Below are 16,623 nucleotides of genomic sequence, written 5' to 3' on the forward strand. Positions count from 1 at the left end.
CGCGGACGGAATTTTCCGTCGTCGGCATTCCCGACAGAATGGTCAGGGGAGGACTCCAAATGCCTCCGAAGGCCTGTAGTTGGTGCATCATGTGGTGCATCACAGTTTGGACGCTGCTTCCTGTTCGATTGAACACCTGCATCCCCGTCGAATGACGGCAGTGCTTCGACCGCCGCCGCTGTATCAAGAAGCCTCGCATCGGTGTACGTCCCCATCGTCAAATTGATATTGCTGTGACGCATGGCAGCTTGCGTGACCCGAGGGGAGACGCCAGCTTTCGAAAGGTGAGTTCCGAACGAGTGTCGCAAAGCGTGGAGGTGCGCGACCCGACCGTCTTCATCCACTTTGGGAATTCCTGCGGCCTCCATGTCGCGATCCAGGATCTCCAGAAAGGATGATGGTACGCGAAAAACCTTGTCGGAACGCTCTTTTCCCTTCGTCCACCTCTGCAGTTCTGCAGCCAAATCGGCTCGGAGTGCGAGCGTTGATCCTTGGCGGTTCTTCTCATTTTTGTGTTGAAGCTTCACAAAGGGCACGTCGCCGAACGAAAGATCGGAAACGACCAGTGAGCGAAGTTCACTCTTTCGCAGGCCAGTCAGGACAGCCGTTTTGTAGATAAGTGCACGTTCCTCCCCAAGTTTCTCCAGCTCCCTGCGTCGCGAGTCCGACAACTTGATCATCCGCTTACCTTTGTTCGGGCCGCGGCGGACAGTTTCAGCGGCAATGACTGGACGAGTCTTGGCCGCGGCGAACAGACGATGCAGCTCATCCTCGGTGAGAGCACGCGCAATACGTCGTCGGTCTTGGTTCTTGTCGCGTTTCCCCATGCCGTCGAATGGGTTCGTCAGCATGCGTTTCTCACCGTTCATGTTAGATCGTCGTCCGTTGACTCGTTTGCCGATCATCCAGTTCCCAAACGCAACCCAAGCTTCAACGAAGCCGTTGTAAACGGATGCGGAGACCAATCGCGGTTCGCTGTTCTCGTCGGCGTCCTTCGGGAGTTCAGTGAGTGAAGAAAGCCATCGTTCAAGGCGATCGGCATTCAGGTCGGACAGCCAGCGAAAGCCGCACTCCTGTGCTGACCGCAGAAGACGTGACTCGTAGGTGTTGACATGGTCGCGGTTGCGACCGCGACTTTGCTGATAGTCGATGTAGGCACCGATGTGCTCAGACACCGTTGTCTTTTGGTGCTCAGAGATCTTGTCTTGCTCGGGCGAGAGAATCCTTGCCCTCACCAACTCAGCTCGGTTGGTCAGCTCCTTCAAGACAGCTGCGGCCGCTTGCTTGTCTCGGCACCCAGTCGACACCTCTCGGATGACGCCTTCACCATCACGGTATTTAGCTGTCCAGGTTGATGACACAGCCTTGATACGAATCGACCCATCTCTCGCGGCTGTAATCTCTGCAGAACGTTTCTTGCCAGTCTCGTCCACCCACTCAGCAATTTGCTTACCCCGACGGGTGACAACAGTCGCCCCTTCCGGGAACTTTCTCGCGTACGTTTTCTTGAAAATGCAAGCCATCGTGTTCATCCCCACGATTCACCATTGGAAAAGAAGGCGACGGCGGGCCGAGTGATGATGCTCGGTTTTCAGCCGCTAAGCCTAGCCGTCGCCATAAAACCTTAACGAAAAAAAGGTGATTGCAACGCTTTTTCGAGATCGAAATTGGCCGAATCGCCGAGATTCGTTCGCCTCAAGAATCCGAATAACGCTGCGATGCATAGAGGGCAAGCTCCCGCCATTTGCTTGCGATGAAAAGGCCGTTTCCGATCCCTCGTTTGCGAGTTGGAAGGCCGACCGTGCATCGCGAGTGATGGGTCAGGAGGCGCCGTTAGGTGGCAACCCCAGCCAGTTGTCGGTGTTGTTCTTTCGCGACTCGAATTCTGGGTCACAAGAAGAGCACTTCCAAGAGCCTGTAGAGGTTTGAACATCGCACAGATCGTCACAAACTGGGCAGGTTTCAATCTCTTCCGGAGCAAACTCCTCAAGCTCCATCAGGGCTTTTGCTGCTTCGTCTGCCTCCAGTCCGTTGGCGAGATTCAACGTCCGGATCAAGTCGACCTTGGCATGTCGCAGGTGACTGATGTCCATGTTGGTCAGAGCACCAGCCGGAGCGTCAACTTCAAGTTTTCCGTTCACGACCGAGACGTTGATATCTCGCTCGCTGAAATCAGTAAGAAGTGTTTGCGCACTCAAATGGTCACCCGGATCCTTTCCTGAAAGGAGGCAGTGTTTGGTGGCGACGGCGACACTTTCCGCTTGTTCCTTTCGGAAAGGGAGATCGTGTCGCGGCCATCGTCGTTTGCAGTTGTCGACAAGCCTTCGGTGTTGTCCGTTTGGCTCGGCGACACTTCAACGCGAATCGTTTCGTTTTCAGCCGAACTGTCGCTGTCGCCAGCCAGAACGATGTGTCGGGTGCGTCGAGAGACGTCCCACTTCGCACGTCCAGCTTGAATCAATGCTTTGCAGTCGTCTTCCACGTGGTGGCCGCTGCGATACCTACGTGGACCGCGACTGATATCGCGCTCGGTAGCGGCCCCGCCTTTCGACCGCAGCCACTCTTCCAAACGGTCCAAGTGTTGGTCAGCAGGCTGGAGGACAGGTTCAGCGACAACCCCGATTTTTTCGTAGACCCGCTCTGCTTCCGCCGCAAACCATCGAGACAGTTCGATCCCGGCCTCGATGCTTTCGAGGCCGATTGAACGAGGCGGTGACAGCTGATCACCGCTGGCCCAAACTGCCAGGTGGTGAATCAATGCAAACCGAAGAGCGTACCCCTCCAGCTTGGAGTAGGCGGCGGCCAGCGAGTCGTGTTGCTTGAAAGTCTCAAGCCCGTGCGCGTTCACGAAAAACTTGAAGCGATCGCGAGCTTCGTTATCCAAACGAAGCACGTTCGATTCCAGCGAACCGTTAAGTGCCTTGTGCTCCAAACTCCTCAGCCGATCCACGAGACGTTGCATCGCCAATTTGGTGGCATCATGCATTTCGGCATCGGTCCACCGTTTTGGACGAGGTTCCGGCATCACCAGGAGCAGGCGTGCCAGCAAGCCGCTTTCGACTTGGCCACCACTCACCGCTTTCGCGAGGGTGCCTGGCTGGATCGTTCCTGCGACCGAGACGCCTGCCATGGGGGCATAGATACGTTCACGGTTAGTTTTGCGGTCGACACTGAGAGGACGACCATCGAAAAGCGTCAGCCAGCGAGCTTCGTCCTTTCCTGCTCGGCCACCCGAAGCGTAGGCACCCATTCCGTCGAAGAAACCTCGCAGTTCATCACTGAGCAGGAACAACCCCTTCGGATTTTCAACCAGCAATGGCGCCAAGCTCTCGACCGTCTGGTCATCCACCACCAAACGATCGCCGGTGGGAGGTTCAGGTGGGACTGGAGGTGCGATTTCTTCTTTCGATTTCAGCCATTGGGCATGGGCCTTTCGGTATTCTTGCTCGGCAAGGTCGTATTCTCGCTTGGCATTTTCGAACTCGCGGTTGGCCTGATCTTCCGCGTGCTTGAGCAGTTCATGAGCCAAGTCGTACCCAACCGACTTCACGCTTCCCGAGCGAGCGACGACCGCCCCCCACAGCATTGCAGGGACGATCCAGTCCTGTTTCGCGGCGATCTTGTGCGTCGTTCCGACGCACGCTCCCAGCGTCACCAAGACTGGCAACGCCACGATACTCGGGGCCGCAGCACGAGACTCGGCCCCTTCAACAACGTATTGCCGCACCACCGGCGGCAGAAGGTCAACCGGAAACGAATCCGGTTGACCATGACTTTGAAAAAGATCACTCATGATGTCTCTTTCTCCTTTTCTTCTGCAGCGACCTTGGCAGCCAGATCCTGGGCCGTCATCAGGCAAAGTCCTTTGGACTGCGCGAGGGTGATCAGTGCCTCAACTTTCCAGTTGTTGATCAATTTTTGGCACGCCGTGTTCATTTGCGGCCTCCTTTTGCAGTGTTACGGAGGTTCGGGCAACCAGCTGCTTCCCAATCCTCAATGGTTTGAGAATTCCACCGCGAAAGTGCGCCAAGTTTGATAGGGCGCGGGAGGCGACCCGAATCAGCAAGTCGGGTGATGTGACGCGGTGAACACTTGTAGCGTTTTGCCAACGTGTCACGATCAAGCCATTCGACGCTGCGACGCTTGTCCGGATCGTTACCGGGCAGGGGCCTGTGAACCATAGTTACGAACCTGTGGTTTGTGCTGGGGGCGATTGCCGTTGCAGGCTGCAACTGTCCGCGTTCGCCCTACACAGACCACGAAACGAACCGCCAACTCGAAGCGTGTTCGTCTAGTAATTCCCGTTTTTGCGGGGTAAATGAGATTCCCAAAAAAGTTTAAACGGTTCGGTTCGGTTCAGTTCAGTTCGGTTCGGTTCAGTTCAGTTCAGTTCAGTTCAGTTCAGTTCAGTTCAGTTCAGTTCAGTTCAGTTCAGTTCAGTTCAGTTCAGTTCAGTTCAGTTCAGTTCAGTTCAGTTCAGTTCAGTTCATAAATCGCGAGCATTCACGACTGACCCCGTCGCAGACTTTGCGTGGGTGCTGTAGCGTTTGATTCCAGCTTCTCGCAGGTAAGTGCCGAACGCGTCGGGTGAAGGGGGGATCATGTCGCAGAGTTGGACGTCTTCGGAGATCCGCTGATGTAATTCTTTGATTGTGAGATGTTCAGCGTCTGTAATTGTCTGCATTGCGATTTCGTAAGCTTGAGCCGCTTTTTTTCTCGATGGTTGTTGGGAACGCTTTTCTTTTGCCGACAACTCCTTGGCGGAATCGGTTTGCATCGGTTCATCGGACGTCGACTTGGAGGGACTGAGGCGATAGACGCGATCCAGCAGGACGGCCAGATCCTCCAGGCGATTTTGAAACGGCTGGTGCGATTCGTCTTGTTCCAGGAAACCCAGCTCGACGTCGAGAATGATTTGGGCTAGCTGCTGTTTCTTTTTCCTTCGGTGAGCGAGGTATCACTGTTGTCGGAGAACAGGGGGGCGTGTTTTTTAGATGGAATGAGCCAAGCTGGAAGCAGCTCGTAAACGCCGCCGAAGGCAGCGAAGATAGCTACTACTGCACACGCGGCATTATCTGAAACATGACCACTGTGAAGGTGATCAAATGGCGAGTAGTCCGGGTCCTGCTCAATCTCTACAAGCCTCTTTTGAACGGCGTCAAACTCTTCCATTAGTCTCATCTGTTCTTTCAATTCTTCCTGGCCGTCACCGCTGGATGAACTTGAGAGCTCGTCTTGTTTTTCCAGCAGGATTCCAGAAAGTTTTTTCCACTCTTCGAGCCGTTGAGATTTCCATTCGAGCCAAGCTGCAACATTGGATTGAATCAAGCCCACGAGCTCTTGTGAGTCGAGAAGCTGTCGAAAACGGTGCTGAGCTGTTGGGACCGTCACCGGGCTATCCTTTCTGATTATCGATCAAATGGATTCTTGTGCACTGAGGTTCTTGATGCTTGAGTAGAGGCGGGTTTTGGCAGTGCCACCGACTTTTGTCATTGCTTCCATTGCTCGTGGCGGATTGGGAGGCGGTTCAACGCATCGCGTCGTGTTTGCCAGTTGGGCATGTGCCGCGTCAGGAGCGACTTGAATCGAGCGTTGTGCGTCGGTTCAAGCAGGTGCAGCATTTCGTGGAGCACCACGTAGTCCAGACAGTCAGGTGGCTTCTTTGCAAGCTCCGTGTTCAACCGGATGGTTCGACGAGTTGGATTGCAACTCCCCCACCGCGTCTTCATCTTTTGAACAAAGATTTTCGAAACTGAGACGTCGAGCACTTTTTCCCAGTTCGCGATCAGGGGCGCCGCTGCCTCACGAGTTTGTTGGCGATACCACGCCGACAGTAGCCTCTCTCGGTCGATCCTGTTGCTGTTTGGCTTGGTGAAAACGGTCAGTCTGGATGCGGATACCTTCACTCCGAGGCGACCGCTCTGTTCTACGCAGGAAAGGAGGACACGGCTGCCCCAGACGTAGTGGCTCTCACGATCGAGGAATTCTCGCGGAGTTTCTCGAACCTGCGATTGCATCTTCCGCCTCTGGGATTTGATCCAGCCCAGTTTGCTGATCGTGAAAACTCGAATCGTGTCGAGATCCATTCGAGTCGGTGCGGAAACGCGGACACGCCCTTCGGGTGGATGAACGCTTAGATGAACATTCTTGATGTCTTTGAATACGACATCTGCTTCAAACTCTCCAAGGTGAATTTGAGGCATCAGTATTCCTCCTGAGCCAACAGTACCTGAAAGACTTGTTCTGCGTACTCGTCGTTCTCTCCAAGCAACAGGTAGATTGCATCGTAGACAACCGCTTCCTTCGCTTGTACGCCTTTCCATCCATGCGGCCTGACTCGCCGAACCGTCTCGTCGATTTTGAGGGCGAGTTTCAATTGCGGGTCTTTTTGGGCCTGGTACTGTGACGAGGACTCCATGACAGCTAGCGAGGCTTCATTGCCTTCTGCAGGTTGGCTCAGTAGTTTTAGGAGCATGTTGTACAACGCCCGTTTCCCACTCGTGTCCAGTCGGGGATCAACATCGCCGTCTCGGCCCAGCTCGACACTTTTCGCGAGATCACCGATGCGTTTGAGATACTCCTCGTAATCAATCGCCCTTGAACGCCGCATTTCGATCACTTCGTCGAGCAATTTCGACATGCGTTCGTAGTAGGCGGGATCGTTAAGCTGCTCTTTGATGATTTTGCTGCGCACGTTGTTTTCAATTGTCTCGGCTACCGCTGTTTCGCTGCCACCTAGTTGGTCGGAAAGATGGTCGAATACCTTGTCCATGCCGGACCTGTTAATCACTTCCAGAACCCCCATCTCGTCAAAGTCCGAAATTTTGCGAGGTTCATTGGCTTCAATGTACGTGTCGATCAGATGCCGCATGTCGGCTTCGTATGCCTTCAGATCGAGCGTTTCACCGGCTGCGTTGCGGATGACATCGCGAAGTTTGACGAAGTGATTGACTCGTCCCTTTAAGCGAACGACATCCGCGTCGGAGTAACCCGCCTCATTCAGTTCGTCGGCAAGGTTCGCGTATGAACGAACGAGCGAGGCAACTGCCTTGTACATCGCTGCTCGCTGCGGTTCGCGGGCCTTCAAGTCTGTTGGAACTTCCGTATTCCCGCAGAAGTACCGGATATGATCCAGGTCACTCTTGGGAGGTTGAACTGGCTCGCAGAGCAACTCAGCTTGCTCTAAAGCATCGTCCAGTTTCTCCTTCCCTGTCTTCAGCCGGTCCTTCATCGTGATTTCTGGATCGCCCTTGCAGAGGTCGTGGTCCAAGTCGGACGTGTAGACCTGTAAAGCACCGGTGCCTTTGTCGTTGACCAGGTTCTTAAATAGATCCATGTAGTCAACGATGTAGCCGAACTCTTTGTCCTCGCCATCGAGCCGGTTCGTGCGGCAGATTGCCTGGAACAGACCGTGATCTTTCATCGTTTTGTCGATGTACAGATACGTGCAGGACGGCGCGTCGAATCCCGTCAGTAGTTTGTCGACCACGATCAGCAGTTTCATGTTTGCCGGTTGCTCGGTGAATAGCGTTTTGGCGTGGTCTTCGTAGGTTTCTGTTTTGGTCTTGCCAGGTTTCGCATGCACGTGTTTCAGCAGCTCCTCGTACGTGTCGTAGATGAACTCCTTGTCCGTTTGAGTGTTCGCCCCAGTGTCCTCAAGCGTGATGTCTTTTGCTTGGGGATTGTAGGACGTGATGACCGCGCATTTGTCTTTGAATCCGGTACTCGCGTCGTTGAAGAGCGTGAAGTATTTGCAGGCTTCGTAGATGCTCTTGGCGACCAGAATCGCATTTCCGCGTTGGCTGGAAATTCGCGGCTTGCAACTGAAATCGAAAACGATGTCGCTGACGACACGATTCATGCGTGAGCGACTGCTGAGCACGCTTTGCATCGTGCCCCACTTCTTCTTCAGCTCATCTTTCTGCCAGTCATTCAAGCCGCGAGTCTTCGATTCGAACCACTGGTCGATCCGGTCCTCGCTGCCCAACCGCTGGTCGATGTCGCGTGCTTCATAGATGAGGTCTAGAACAACTTGGTCCTCAACAGCCTCGTCGAACTTGTATTCGTGGATGTAGCGACCGAACACTTCAAGGCTGGTTTTCTTGTCCTTCTTCAGCAACGGCGTCCCGGTAAATCCGATGAAAACCGCATTGGGCATGATTGCTTTCATTAATCGGTGCAACTTGCCGCTTTGCGTGCGGTGGCATTCGTCGACGAAAACGAAGATTTCGCCCACCGTCTGGGTCGGCTGTGCTTGCAGGTCTTTGATGTACGCCTCGAAGTCATCGACGTCCCTCTTTCCAAACTTGTGAACGAGGGACGAGACCAGCCGGGGCAGCGTGTCGGAAAGTTTGGCCATCAAGTCACGACCGCTGGAGGCTTGATAGAACCCGTCCTTCCGCGACTCCGAAAGCAGGCCACAGGATCGCATGTTCGCCAACATCTGCTTATCCAACTCATCGCGATCTGTGATCACGGCGACGCGGGCGTTTGAATTGTTTTCCAGGATCCACTTGGCCAGCAGCACCATGACAATGCTCTTGCCGCTGCCTTGCGTGTGCCAGATGACACCGCCTTCGCGTCTGCGGACGTGGTCCTGGGCCGCCTTGATACCGAAGTATTGGTGCACACGCGGGAGTTTCTTGACGCCACCATCGAACAAAACAAAGTCGTGCATCAGTTCGAGAATGCGGTCTTTGCTGCAGATTTTGGTCAGATACTTATCGAGCAAGTAACCGGAACTGTCGTGTTCATCCTCTTTCCACGAAAGGAAAAATTTTTCAGGCGTTCCGATCGTTCCGTAACGCAGGCCCTGGGTGTCGTTGCCCGCGAACACGAACTGAACCGTGCTGAAAAACCACTGGTTGAACTCGGGTTTCTGGTTCGACAGATTCTGCCGAATCCCGTGTCCGATGCTTGTTCGGCTGTTTTTCAGCTCCAACACACCAATCGCAATGCCGTTGATGTAAAGCACGACGTCGGGGCGGCGCGTTTTGGGGCCGGTCAACGTCACTTCTTCGGCAACGGCGAAGTGATTGTTCTCGGGATTGTCCCAGTCGATCAGCATGACTGTGGGCGTGTTCTCCCCAGCTTTTGTTTTCTTGCTGACCCCAAAACGAAGCAGTTTGTAGACTGCTTCATTGTTGTCATACAGGCTGCGTCCGGAGTTATTCGCCTCCGTTTTCAGAGCCAGGATCGCTGCGTTGATTTGGTCCGACGGGTAACCTTGTTTCGCCAAGTACTTCCGAAGCTGTTCGTCTTCGATGTTGCTGTTGTTTTTCCGTTCATCCCAATCGCCCAGGTAGTCGTAATCGAGCACGTCATCGAACAAGCGGATGACGCGGTTCTGCGTTTCCCGTTCTGGTTTATTGACGCCACCTTTCACGCTAGCTTCCTCCCGTTGGGTTCGTCAAAACCTTCGTAACCGGCAGGCCCCCAAAATGCCCCAATCAACGCGAGCGGTGACGCAGGAATCGTAGCTTGTCCGATAGAATTAAATAGAAAACACCGTAAAACACGGGTTTTTTCGCAGGTCGTGCCCCTCTCTCGCGTTTCAGGTGTCCGAGAGAATGTTAGAGAAAACGTCGCAAAAAACAGCATTTTCACGCATCGACAGACGTGGCGTTGTCTCGATTTGTCCGAGAGAAATTCAGAGGCTTTGCGCAGGTACATTACTCACCCTCCTGGCTGGTGGGCCCAGGGAAATAACGTGTCCAGCGGTTCTCCCCCTCACTGTGGACTCGTTCCTCGTCCTGAAGCTCCTGCAATAGACGTCGAAGCGTCTTGCGTTCAAGCGTCGGCATTTCCTCGTGAATATCACCGATCAACCGACCATCCAAGCGGAAGCCTTCCAGGATTTCCTCGACCCGCTCTTTAAGTTGCTCCCGCTCGCGAAGCCGGTTGTAAGTCGACTCACGACCGTGGAACTGGTAATAGATTCGCGGCAAGATAAACCTGCCACCACCGATTCGTTCGATCAGCCCCCGAGAAAGCAGATTGTCGACCCGCTGTTGGAGGCTGCTGGAAAGGGTTTGCTCACCGGCAATTTGGCTCAGCGCTAGCCAGTCATCCGTTCCCAGTTCGTCTAGTTTGGCAGGTACATACGTCCCAAGAAATCGAACGAATGAGGGGTCGAGCATCCGACCCGACAGCCGCAGGACGACCGTGTTCTCGTCGCTGCCTGAAAAATCTGGGTGAGGCTTGCTTTGCCGTATCGAACGCTCGTACATCAGGTCGACGCCCTGACCGCTGCGTTCGACCAAACCGCACAGTTGCAGGATCTCGGCGACGCGACGGTTGCGAGGCGACTGGCGATTGAGAATGTTTTCAGGCGTGATCTCCGGCAAAAAACCACCGGGACTTTCAATCACCAGTTGGTCTGGATACTGACGCAGGAAGATGTTGCCCGCCATCTGGTAATGCCGATGGCAAACCGCGTTCAGCACGCCTTCACGAACAGCACGCTCGTCAAAAGTGGGTACATTGCGAATCGCAAGTTCATCTTGATAAGGCTGTTGGTCGTTGCGGAGATTGACCAGTTCCCAGATGCGGTCATGCAGATTGAAAAATGCATCGGTCAGGTTTTCACGCTGAGCCGCCGGCCCCGCCGCTTCGCTCGATCGGTACTCAAACACAATCTCGCTTTGAGCAAGATGCTTACGGATCGCAGCCCGCTTTCCAAACAGAATCAAGCCAGCGTACGTAACGCCTTCATCGGTAACGGCTTCAACGTCGCGGAGGACTTGCTCGGCGGTCAGTGAACGCAATCCCTCTTTGCCAGTGAACTCAATCCATTCGTTTTGGAAGTTTTCGATGGCCTGCGGATCCAGATCCGCGATCGTCAGCCTATCGACAACGCTGGCTGAAAAATCCGCTCCAAGCTCCGCCGTGATCTCGCGAGCGCGGCCACTGGTGAGCTCCATTCCGACGAGTGCGTCTCCCTGACGGTCCCAAAACTGACCATCGTATTGCAGCAGCACACCGGTGGGCCGCGAGGCAACCGTGAAGACAACCACGCGTCCGTCAGGGTGTTCGATGACGTCAAAATGAATAGGAATCTTTAACCGGTCCAGCACCGTCTTGCGAACTTCTTCGGGCTGAGCGAACGCGGTAGTGGCTGTGACTTTACGCGGTCGTCTATCGGTGACACCAAAGACAATCCGGCCGCCACCTTCATTGGCGAGCGCCACACAGTACTTCGTTAGCTCATCGGTTCCGAACTTGTTAGCCGCCTTTTTGAATTCCAGGTTCTCACCTTCGGGTTCTTTGAGCAGTCGCTCCAGCTCAGCCACAGACATCATGATGCCGGTCCTCCTGAAACAAGCCGAGTCTTTCCGGTGAGCAGCTCCTGCATCATGCCGGCTTTGATCTGGCGGGCCTTGTCGATCTTCGCCTCGATCGCGGCAATCTCCGCGTCCATGTCGGAGAGGACAGTGGCGATGGCGGTTTGTTCGGCGTGTGATGGTGGGAAAGGAAGCTCCTGACCCAAGACGTCACTACGGGAAAGACCAGGAATCAATCCTGCTGCGGCATCTTGGAAATCGGATGCGTTTTGCAGCAAGGAATAATAAATGAATCGAAAGTCACCTTCCTGAACAGTGATTGCCATCAGCTGACGACTAATACAATAGGTCGAATCAGCCTTTACGAGTGTGCCGCATCCCGATCCCTTCACTGTTACAAGAATGTCGTCCTTCTGGCAAAGCGTTGTTGGTTTCGTTGTGAATTTCGAGTGACTGATAGCACCGTCGGGGAAATCTGATGGCCCTGTCAAATATGGCGTGCCAAGTCCCTCTTGATTGCAATACTGTGCGAGGACATGGTGACCGGATCGCAGATTGACGCGCCCTCGCAGTTCCGACACTTCCCATTCGCCCTCGAATCCGGGGAGTCGTTTTTTGCCGGTGAGCAATTGCTGCATGGCGGCTTGTTTGAGGTTGCGTTTCTTGGCGAGCAGCCGCTCCAGCGATTCGACCAACGCGTCCGCATCCCCCAACGCCTCCGCAATCGATTCCTGCTCGGCCAGCGTGGGAGGAAGAGGCACTTTGAAATCGGAGATGAGGTCAGTGTTTAAGTTTGGCTGTCCATTCCCCGTCGCGACGACTTCTCGCAGATACTCGGTTCGAGTGTTTATGAAATGTGCCAAGTATCTATTGCTGACCGTTTTGGACAACTTGAGTAATGCGGCTATTCCGTCATTCGCGCAACACGTGATTCCAAGTATTTTGGCAACGCCCAGTGTCGCGCCACTATTCGCAATGATTAGCGTATTCGGATGGAGGATTCGGCTTCGCAACGACCCTTCTTCCGTGAGCATGGAGGACGTTTCCATTACGGTCATTTGGGCAGGTGGGATATTCGTCAATGCAGCCACGGTTAGCCACGGAATAAACGCTCCATTGAAGAAACGAGGGTCACCTGCTGGCCTTGGAGAACCTCCACGAACCGGATCCGATATTTCACCAAGGGACCGAACCTCCCAGTCATCGGGAATCAAACCGACTTCCGTTTGCTTGTATCCAGGTCGAATCGAATAGCTGACTTGCTTCTCACCGACCGCGTCAGGCGTTTCCAGTTCTTGCACGCTCAAACTGGGAACTCCATGCGTTCGAGGTGACGGTTGACGCGAGTCTCTAGTTCGTTGGCTCGCTCAATTAATTGTGGCATTGGCGTTTCGTAACGCTCGGCCAACTCTTTGACGCGGCTGGCAAGCGATTGGCTGATGCGGTCCATCTCGCTATGGACTTTCTCATCGACCGTCGTCATCCATTTGTCGTCGACGACCAGCGTTTTGATTTCGTCCTCGCTCAGCTTCGGATATTTTTCGTAAGCCAGCTTGTCGAGTTCCGCGTCGGCCTCTTTGATCTTGCTCTTTATCTCGGTGATCTCGTCGAGAAGCCGACGATATTCGGTCAAGACACGCAAGTCGCCCAACAATTCGTCGTTCGGATTTGTGGCGACCAACTCGCGGATCGTGGTCTCCGCCGATTCGGCCAACTCCTTGGCCTGCTTCTTTGCATCAGCGGCCGCCTTGTAGCTGGCGTCGTATTGCTCGTAAAACGCCTTGTCGTCAATGTCCTCGGATTCCCTCGCAGCTTTGCGAACATCGGAGATCTTCAACTTGCCCTTGCTGTTTTTGAGCAACTCAATGCGTGAATCGGAAAACATCTCCAGCATACGATTTCGCTCGGCCTGTTCGGTTGCCAGCGCCGACGTGTACTGCCCGTGGTCGTCGGGAAAGCGATCCTGCCAAACTTCGTCAAACGCTTCCTGCCAAGCAACTTTGGCATCGGTCTTTCCCGAAACACCATTGAGCGGGCCTTCCTCGCCGCTATGCTCTTCCTCCAACTCGGTGACGGCGGCCTCCAGATTTTCCCGCTCGGTTTCCAGAGCATTGATCGCGTCCTGCTCGGCCTGCAAGTAGCGAGCCACGATGTACGGCTTGGGGATCAGGTCGCAGACCCAGCCTTTGTCTTTCGACTTACCGTTCTTGTCCTTCTCAATGATGCGTTCGGTTTCGGCTTTCCATCCGTCGGCGGAGATCGAATAGCAATCGTCCTGCATCGTGTCGGACCAATAGTCCATCAGGTGCTGATAGACGGCGTAGTGGTCGATCAACGGTTTGCCTCGGTAATGGCCGAGCAACGCTTCGCTGATGTCGATGATCAGCTCTTTTGGCTTGTGGCCGGCTTCGAGGGAGCGAAGCTGTTTGGCGGTCTTCTTTCGCCACTTGGTAAAGTGGTCGTTCATGCCGGAGATGTAGTCGGTGAACTCAGGATGCTCGAAGATTGTGGTTTTGACCGTGGCCATGTCGACCGCCAGATCGCGGTAGCCCTCGCGGTTTTCTTTGAACAGCGATTTGCGTAGCGTTGGACAGACGTCCCAGAATTCCTGCATCGCGTCGACGTCGGTGGTCGGGATGCCTCCGAATAGATGACCGGCGATGTCCTGCGTGTCCTCGGTTTCTTGGCTTTCGATGTAACGCGGCAGGTTCAGGTTGAATTCGTTGCGTTCGATTTCGTCAAATCCAACATGCCGCGCGTAGCCGGGCTTTTCAGTGCCCGCGTTGAAGGTGTCGACGATGCGGTGAATGTCTTGTGAACGCAAACGGTTCTTCGGGCCGTCTTTCATGAAGCCTTTGCTGGCGTCGACCATGAAGATGCCTTTGCGTGCTGCCGCGTCACGTTTGTCGACCACGACGATGCAAGCGGGAATGCCGGTGCCATAGAACAGGTTCGCGGGCAGACCAATGATGCCTTTGATGTATCCGCTGCGAATCAGCTTCTTACGAATGGTGGCTTCGGCGTTGCCTCGGAACAACACGCCGTGCGGCAAAATGCAGGCTCCGGTGCCGGTGCTCTTGAGCGAACGAACGATGTGCAGCAGGTAGGCGTAGTCGCCTTGCTTGCTTGGTGGCGTGCCAAAGGGCTCAAAGCGATTCCATTCGTCCTCCTCCAGGTCGAGCCCCGTGCTCCAGCGTTTATCCGAGAAGGGCGGGTTGGCAACAACGTAGTCAAAAGTTGCGAGCTCTCCTTTGGGTTTGAATTTCGGATCGGACAGCGTGTTGCCTTGCACGATTTCCGCAGTCGGATAGTTGTGCAGGATCATGTTCATCCGCGCCAAACCGCTGGTTGCGACGTCTTTTTCTTGCCCGTACAGCGTCACGTGCGTCGGGGCTTGGTCGCCGACTTTCAGTAGCAACGAACCAGAACCGCACGTCGGGTCATAGACGGTGGTTTCGCCCGTGGTCTTTGCTTCATGGATGCCGATGATCTGAGCCATGATGCGGCTGACTTCGGCGGGCGTGTAGAACTGGCCTTTGCTCTTGCCACTCTCGGTAGCAAAGTTCCGCATCAGGTATTCGTAGGCGTCGCCCAGAATGTCGTCGCCGTCGGCTCGGTTCTTCGAGAAGTCGAGAGCCTTGCGCTCGAAGATGGCAACCAAGCTGGTCAGCCGCTCGGCCTTTTCGTCGCCGTCGCCCAGTTTCTCGTCATTGAAGTCCGGAAAGTCGGACTGCGAGAGCATCTGGTTGGCTTTCGCCAGAGGTTCGATGATCTTGGTGTTGATCTTGTCGCCGATGTCTTTGGTGCCCTTCAGAGCAACCATGTCGGCGAAGCTTGCCCCTTCCGGGATTTTAATCGGCGATCGTCGCGGAGACATGCCTGCGTACTTGTCGCTGATGTATTTGATGAACAACAGCGAGAGGATGTAGTCCTTGTACTGGCTGGCATCCATCCCGCCACGCAACTCATCGCAGCTCGCCCAAAGGGATGAATAAATTTCCGATTTCTTAAGCGCCACGTGTCTGGGGTCCTTTCCAGCAGATTGTGCCAGTGAGATCGAGGTCTTGATTGCTTGGTGCGTCCAATGCCGACCGTTGGACCGGCTTCGAATCCAAAGTGCAGCATTGGCGCATGAAGGGGGGGAGGATTCTACAATCGGAGAAGGCTACATGACAGAATGGCCAAACGGTTTCGGATTCCAGGCAAAATTGCGTCTGCGAGACCACTGGAACCCAGGTGGGGAGAGGGCGGGGCATCGGGGCAAAAATTTTTTCGCCATGGTTGTGGCTGGTGCGATCGAAAGGCAGGGGTAGCGGCGGCGAATTGCTGCACGGGTCTTTTGCTGCTCGCATTCATGGTCGCAGGATTCGTTGATGAACCCATTCGTTTCAGAGAACGAGAGGACAATTTGAATTGGAGGGCGAGGAGAATGATTGAGGCGGTTCCGGTTGAGCGAATCGGTGAGATGACGACGCGAGAGAAGCGGTGGCTCGACAACGTCAAGAAAGCGATCTACGACAGCGATTACGCATATTTGGCGGACCAAAAGCGTGATCGCTGCTTCCCAGAACTATGCAAAGCCATCGACACTGCCAAAACTTTGTGTCGCTCATTGAATGGTGACGACACGTCCCCCAGGGACAACAAGCGTCGCTTTCTCGAGTTCTTTGGCGGACCTGAACCGAGTGAGGGCGGGTACCAGTCCGGTGTGGTTGTCGACGCTCGGACGGGCAAGGAGATTCGTTACACGCTCGGTAGCCTCGTTTACGCGATCCGGTGCATGGTTCATGAGAACGAAAACCTGGATCTCGAGGAGAGCCCTGACTACCAAGTTCTCTTGGACTGGAACGGGCCATTTCGATACCGGAGCCATTTGGTCAGCCAGTTTGCCGATGAGTGTATCGTCGTTAACGCGGAGATGCTTTTGGGGATCGTTAGGGAGCGTGTCACAAGATTTGTCAGCTACATCGATTCGGTCATTGCGATGCAAACGCATGGGCTTATTCGGATCGACACCCGCCCGCCACTGTGTTCGATTCGTCCTGGCGAGAATTTTGTCGTCGCCAAGCGTTCATGACGCCTCGAGAGAATGTGCATGGGTGAAAGCTCGGTTCACCCTGCAGCTAGTCGGCGATCCAGACATCCTCGCTGTCTTCGGGGTGGGGAATTTCCCCACTTGAGTGATCAGCGAGCGTCGTCGCGATGACGCTTAGCAGGGTCACCAAGGTGTCTTTGAGGTCCTTTTCTGAGTTTTGGTGCATCAGGTGGTGCATCACCGTGGCGATTTCGTCGTTTTTGCAGTTTTCTCCGTGTTTCAGAAGGATTTGAAACAGGTCCTTCT

General features: G+C 54.5%; 13 protein-coding genes. 1 reads left to right on the forward strand and 12 read right to left on the reverse strand.

Annotated elements, in window-relative coordinates:
* The 11 genes from RE6C_RS15205 to RE6C_RS15255 form a co-directional block, all read right to left on the reverse strand.
* A partial coding sequence (locus tag RE6C_RS15205) for a tyrosine-type recombinase/integrase (RefSeq protein WP_160167212.1) occupies nucleotides 1–1,361 on the reverse strand: 1,361 nt, incomplete at its 3' end.
* 459 nt (nucleotides 1,362–1,820) lie between these two features.
* Entirely contained in the window at nucleotides 1,821–2,198 is a 378-nt protein-coding gene (locus tag RE6C_RS15210; RefSeq protein WP_039962189.1) for a TubC N-terminal docking domain-related protein, read from the reverse strand.
* Nucleotides 2,195–3,793 (reverse strand): DUF3987 domain-containing protein, encoded by a 1,599-nt coding sequence (locus RE6C_RS15215; protein ID WP_008657864.1) that lies wholly within the window; start codon nucleotides 3,791–3,793, stop codon nucleotides 2,195–2,197. Before RE6C_RS15215 ends, RE6C_RS15210 begins: the two co-directional genes overlap by 4 nt.
* Nucleotides 3,790–3,936 carry a hypothetical protein gene (locus tag RE6C_RS32225; protein ID WP_008657865.1) on the reverse strand — a complete coding sequence of 49 codons (147 nt, stop codon included), beginning with the start codon at nucleotides 3,934–3,936 and terminating at the stop codon, nucleotides 3,790–3,792. Before RE6C_RS32225 ends, RE6C_RS15215 begins: the two co-directional genes overlap by 4 nt.
* A gap of 550 nt (nucleotides 3,937–4,486) precedes the next feature.
* Nucleotides 4,487–4,777 (reverse strand): hypothetical protein, encoded by a 291-nt coding sequence (locus RE6C_RS15220; protein ID WP_008657867.1) that lies wholly within the window; start codon nucleotides 4,775–4,777, stop codon nucleotides 4,487–4,489.
* A 143-nt stretch (nucleotides 4,778–4,920) separates the two neighbouring features.
* Nucleotides 4,921–5,391: a hypothetical protein gene (locus tag RE6C_RS31710; protein WP_144054782.1), complete on the reverse strand. Its 471-nt coding sequence runs from the start codon at nucleotides 5,389–5,391 to the stop codon at nucleotides 4,921–4,923.
* Nucleotides 5,392–5,489: 98 nt separating this feature from the next.
* Entirely contained in the window at nucleotides 5,490–6,203 is a 714-nt protein-coding gene (locus RE6C_RS15235) for a M48 family metallopeptidase (protein ID WP_008657869.1), read from the reverse strand.
* The gene (locus RE6C_RS15240; RefSeq protein ID WP_008657870.1) at nucleotides 6,203–9,385 is read right to left on the reverse strand and encodes a type I restriction endonuclease subunit R; all 3,183 of its coding nucleotides are present in this window, start codon (nucleotides 9,383–9,385) and stop codon (nucleotides 6,203–6,205) included. Before RE6C_RS15240 ends, RE6C_RS15235 begins: the two co-directional genes overlap by 1 nt.
* Nucleotides 9,386–9,671: 286 nt before the next feature.
* Nucleotides 9,672–11,300 (reverse strand): RNA/DNA-binding domain-containing protein, encoded by a 1,629-nt coding sequence (locus tag RE6C_RS15245; protein ID WP_081605661.1) that lies wholly within the window; start codon nucleotides 11,298–11,300, stop codon nucleotides 9,672–9,674.
* Nucleotides 11,297–12,583, reverse strand: coding sequence for a restriction endonuclease subunit S (locus tag RE6C_RS15250; protein ID WP_039962194.1), 1,287 nt, complete (start codon nucleotides 12,581–12,583; stop codon nucleotides 11,297–11,299). The genes RE6C_RS15245 and RE6C_RS15250 overlap by 4 nt, the downstream gene beginning before the upstream one ends.
* A 2-nt stretch (nucleotides 12,584–12,585) precedes the next feature.
* Nucleotides 12,586–15,300 carry a type I restriction-modification system subunit M gene (locus RE6C_RS15255; protein ID WP_008657873.1) on the reverse strand — a complete coding sequence of 905 codons (2,715 nt, stop codon included), beginning with the start codon at nucleotides 15,298–15,300 and terminating at the stop codon, nucleotides 12,586–12,588.
* A 411-nt stretch (nucleotides 15,301–15,711) separates the two neighbouring features.
* Between RE6C_RS15255 and RE6C_RS15265 the strand changes: the two genes are divergently transcribed.
* Nucleotides 15,712–16,359: a hypothetical protein gene (locus RE6C_RS15265; RefSeq protein WP_039962196.1), complete on the forward strand. Its 648-nt coding sequence runs from the start codon at nucleotides 15,712–15,714 to the stop codon at nucleotides 16,357–16,359.
* 46 nt (nucleotides 16,360–16,405) lie between these two features.
* Here the strand turns inward: RE6C_RS15265 and RE6C_RS32925 are convergent.
* Nucleotides 16,406–16,623 (reverse strand): hypothetical protein (locus tag RE6C_RS32925; protein ID WP_039962197.1); only part of this gene is annotated, 218 nt, incomplete at its 5' end.

The sequence above is a fragment of the Rhodopirellula europaea 6C genome (assembly GCF_000338295.1).
Taxonomy (GTDB): Bacteria; Planctomycetota; Planctomycetia; order Pirellulales; family Pirellulaceae; genus Rhodopirellula; species Rhodopirellula europaea.

Coding starts and splice junctions, on each gene's coding strand:
- RE6C_RS15215 (WP_008657864.1), bottom strand. CDS start 3,793: ATGAGTGATCTTTTTCAAAGTCATGGTCAACCGGATTCGTTTCCGGTT.
- RE6C_RS32225 (WP_008657865.1), bottom strand. CDS start 3,936: ATGAACACGGCGTGCCAAAAATTGATCAACAACTGGAAAGTTGAGGCA.
- RE6C_RS15220 (WP_008657867.1), bottom strand. CDS start 4,777: ATGCAAACCGATTCCGCCAAGGAGTTGTCGGCAAAAGAAAAGCGTTCC.
- RE6C_RS15235 (WP_008657869.1), bottom strand. CDS start 6,203: ATGCCTCAAATTCACCTTGGAGAGTTTGAAGCAGATGTCGTATTCAAA.
- RE6C_RS15245 (WP_081605661.1), bottom strand. CDS start 11,300: ATGATGTCTGTGGCTGAGCTGGAGCGACTGCTCAAAGAACCCGAAGGT.
- RE6C_RS15265 (WP_039962196.1), top strand. CDS start 15,712: ATGATTGAGGCGGTTCCGGTTGAGCGAATCGGTGAGATGACGACGCGA.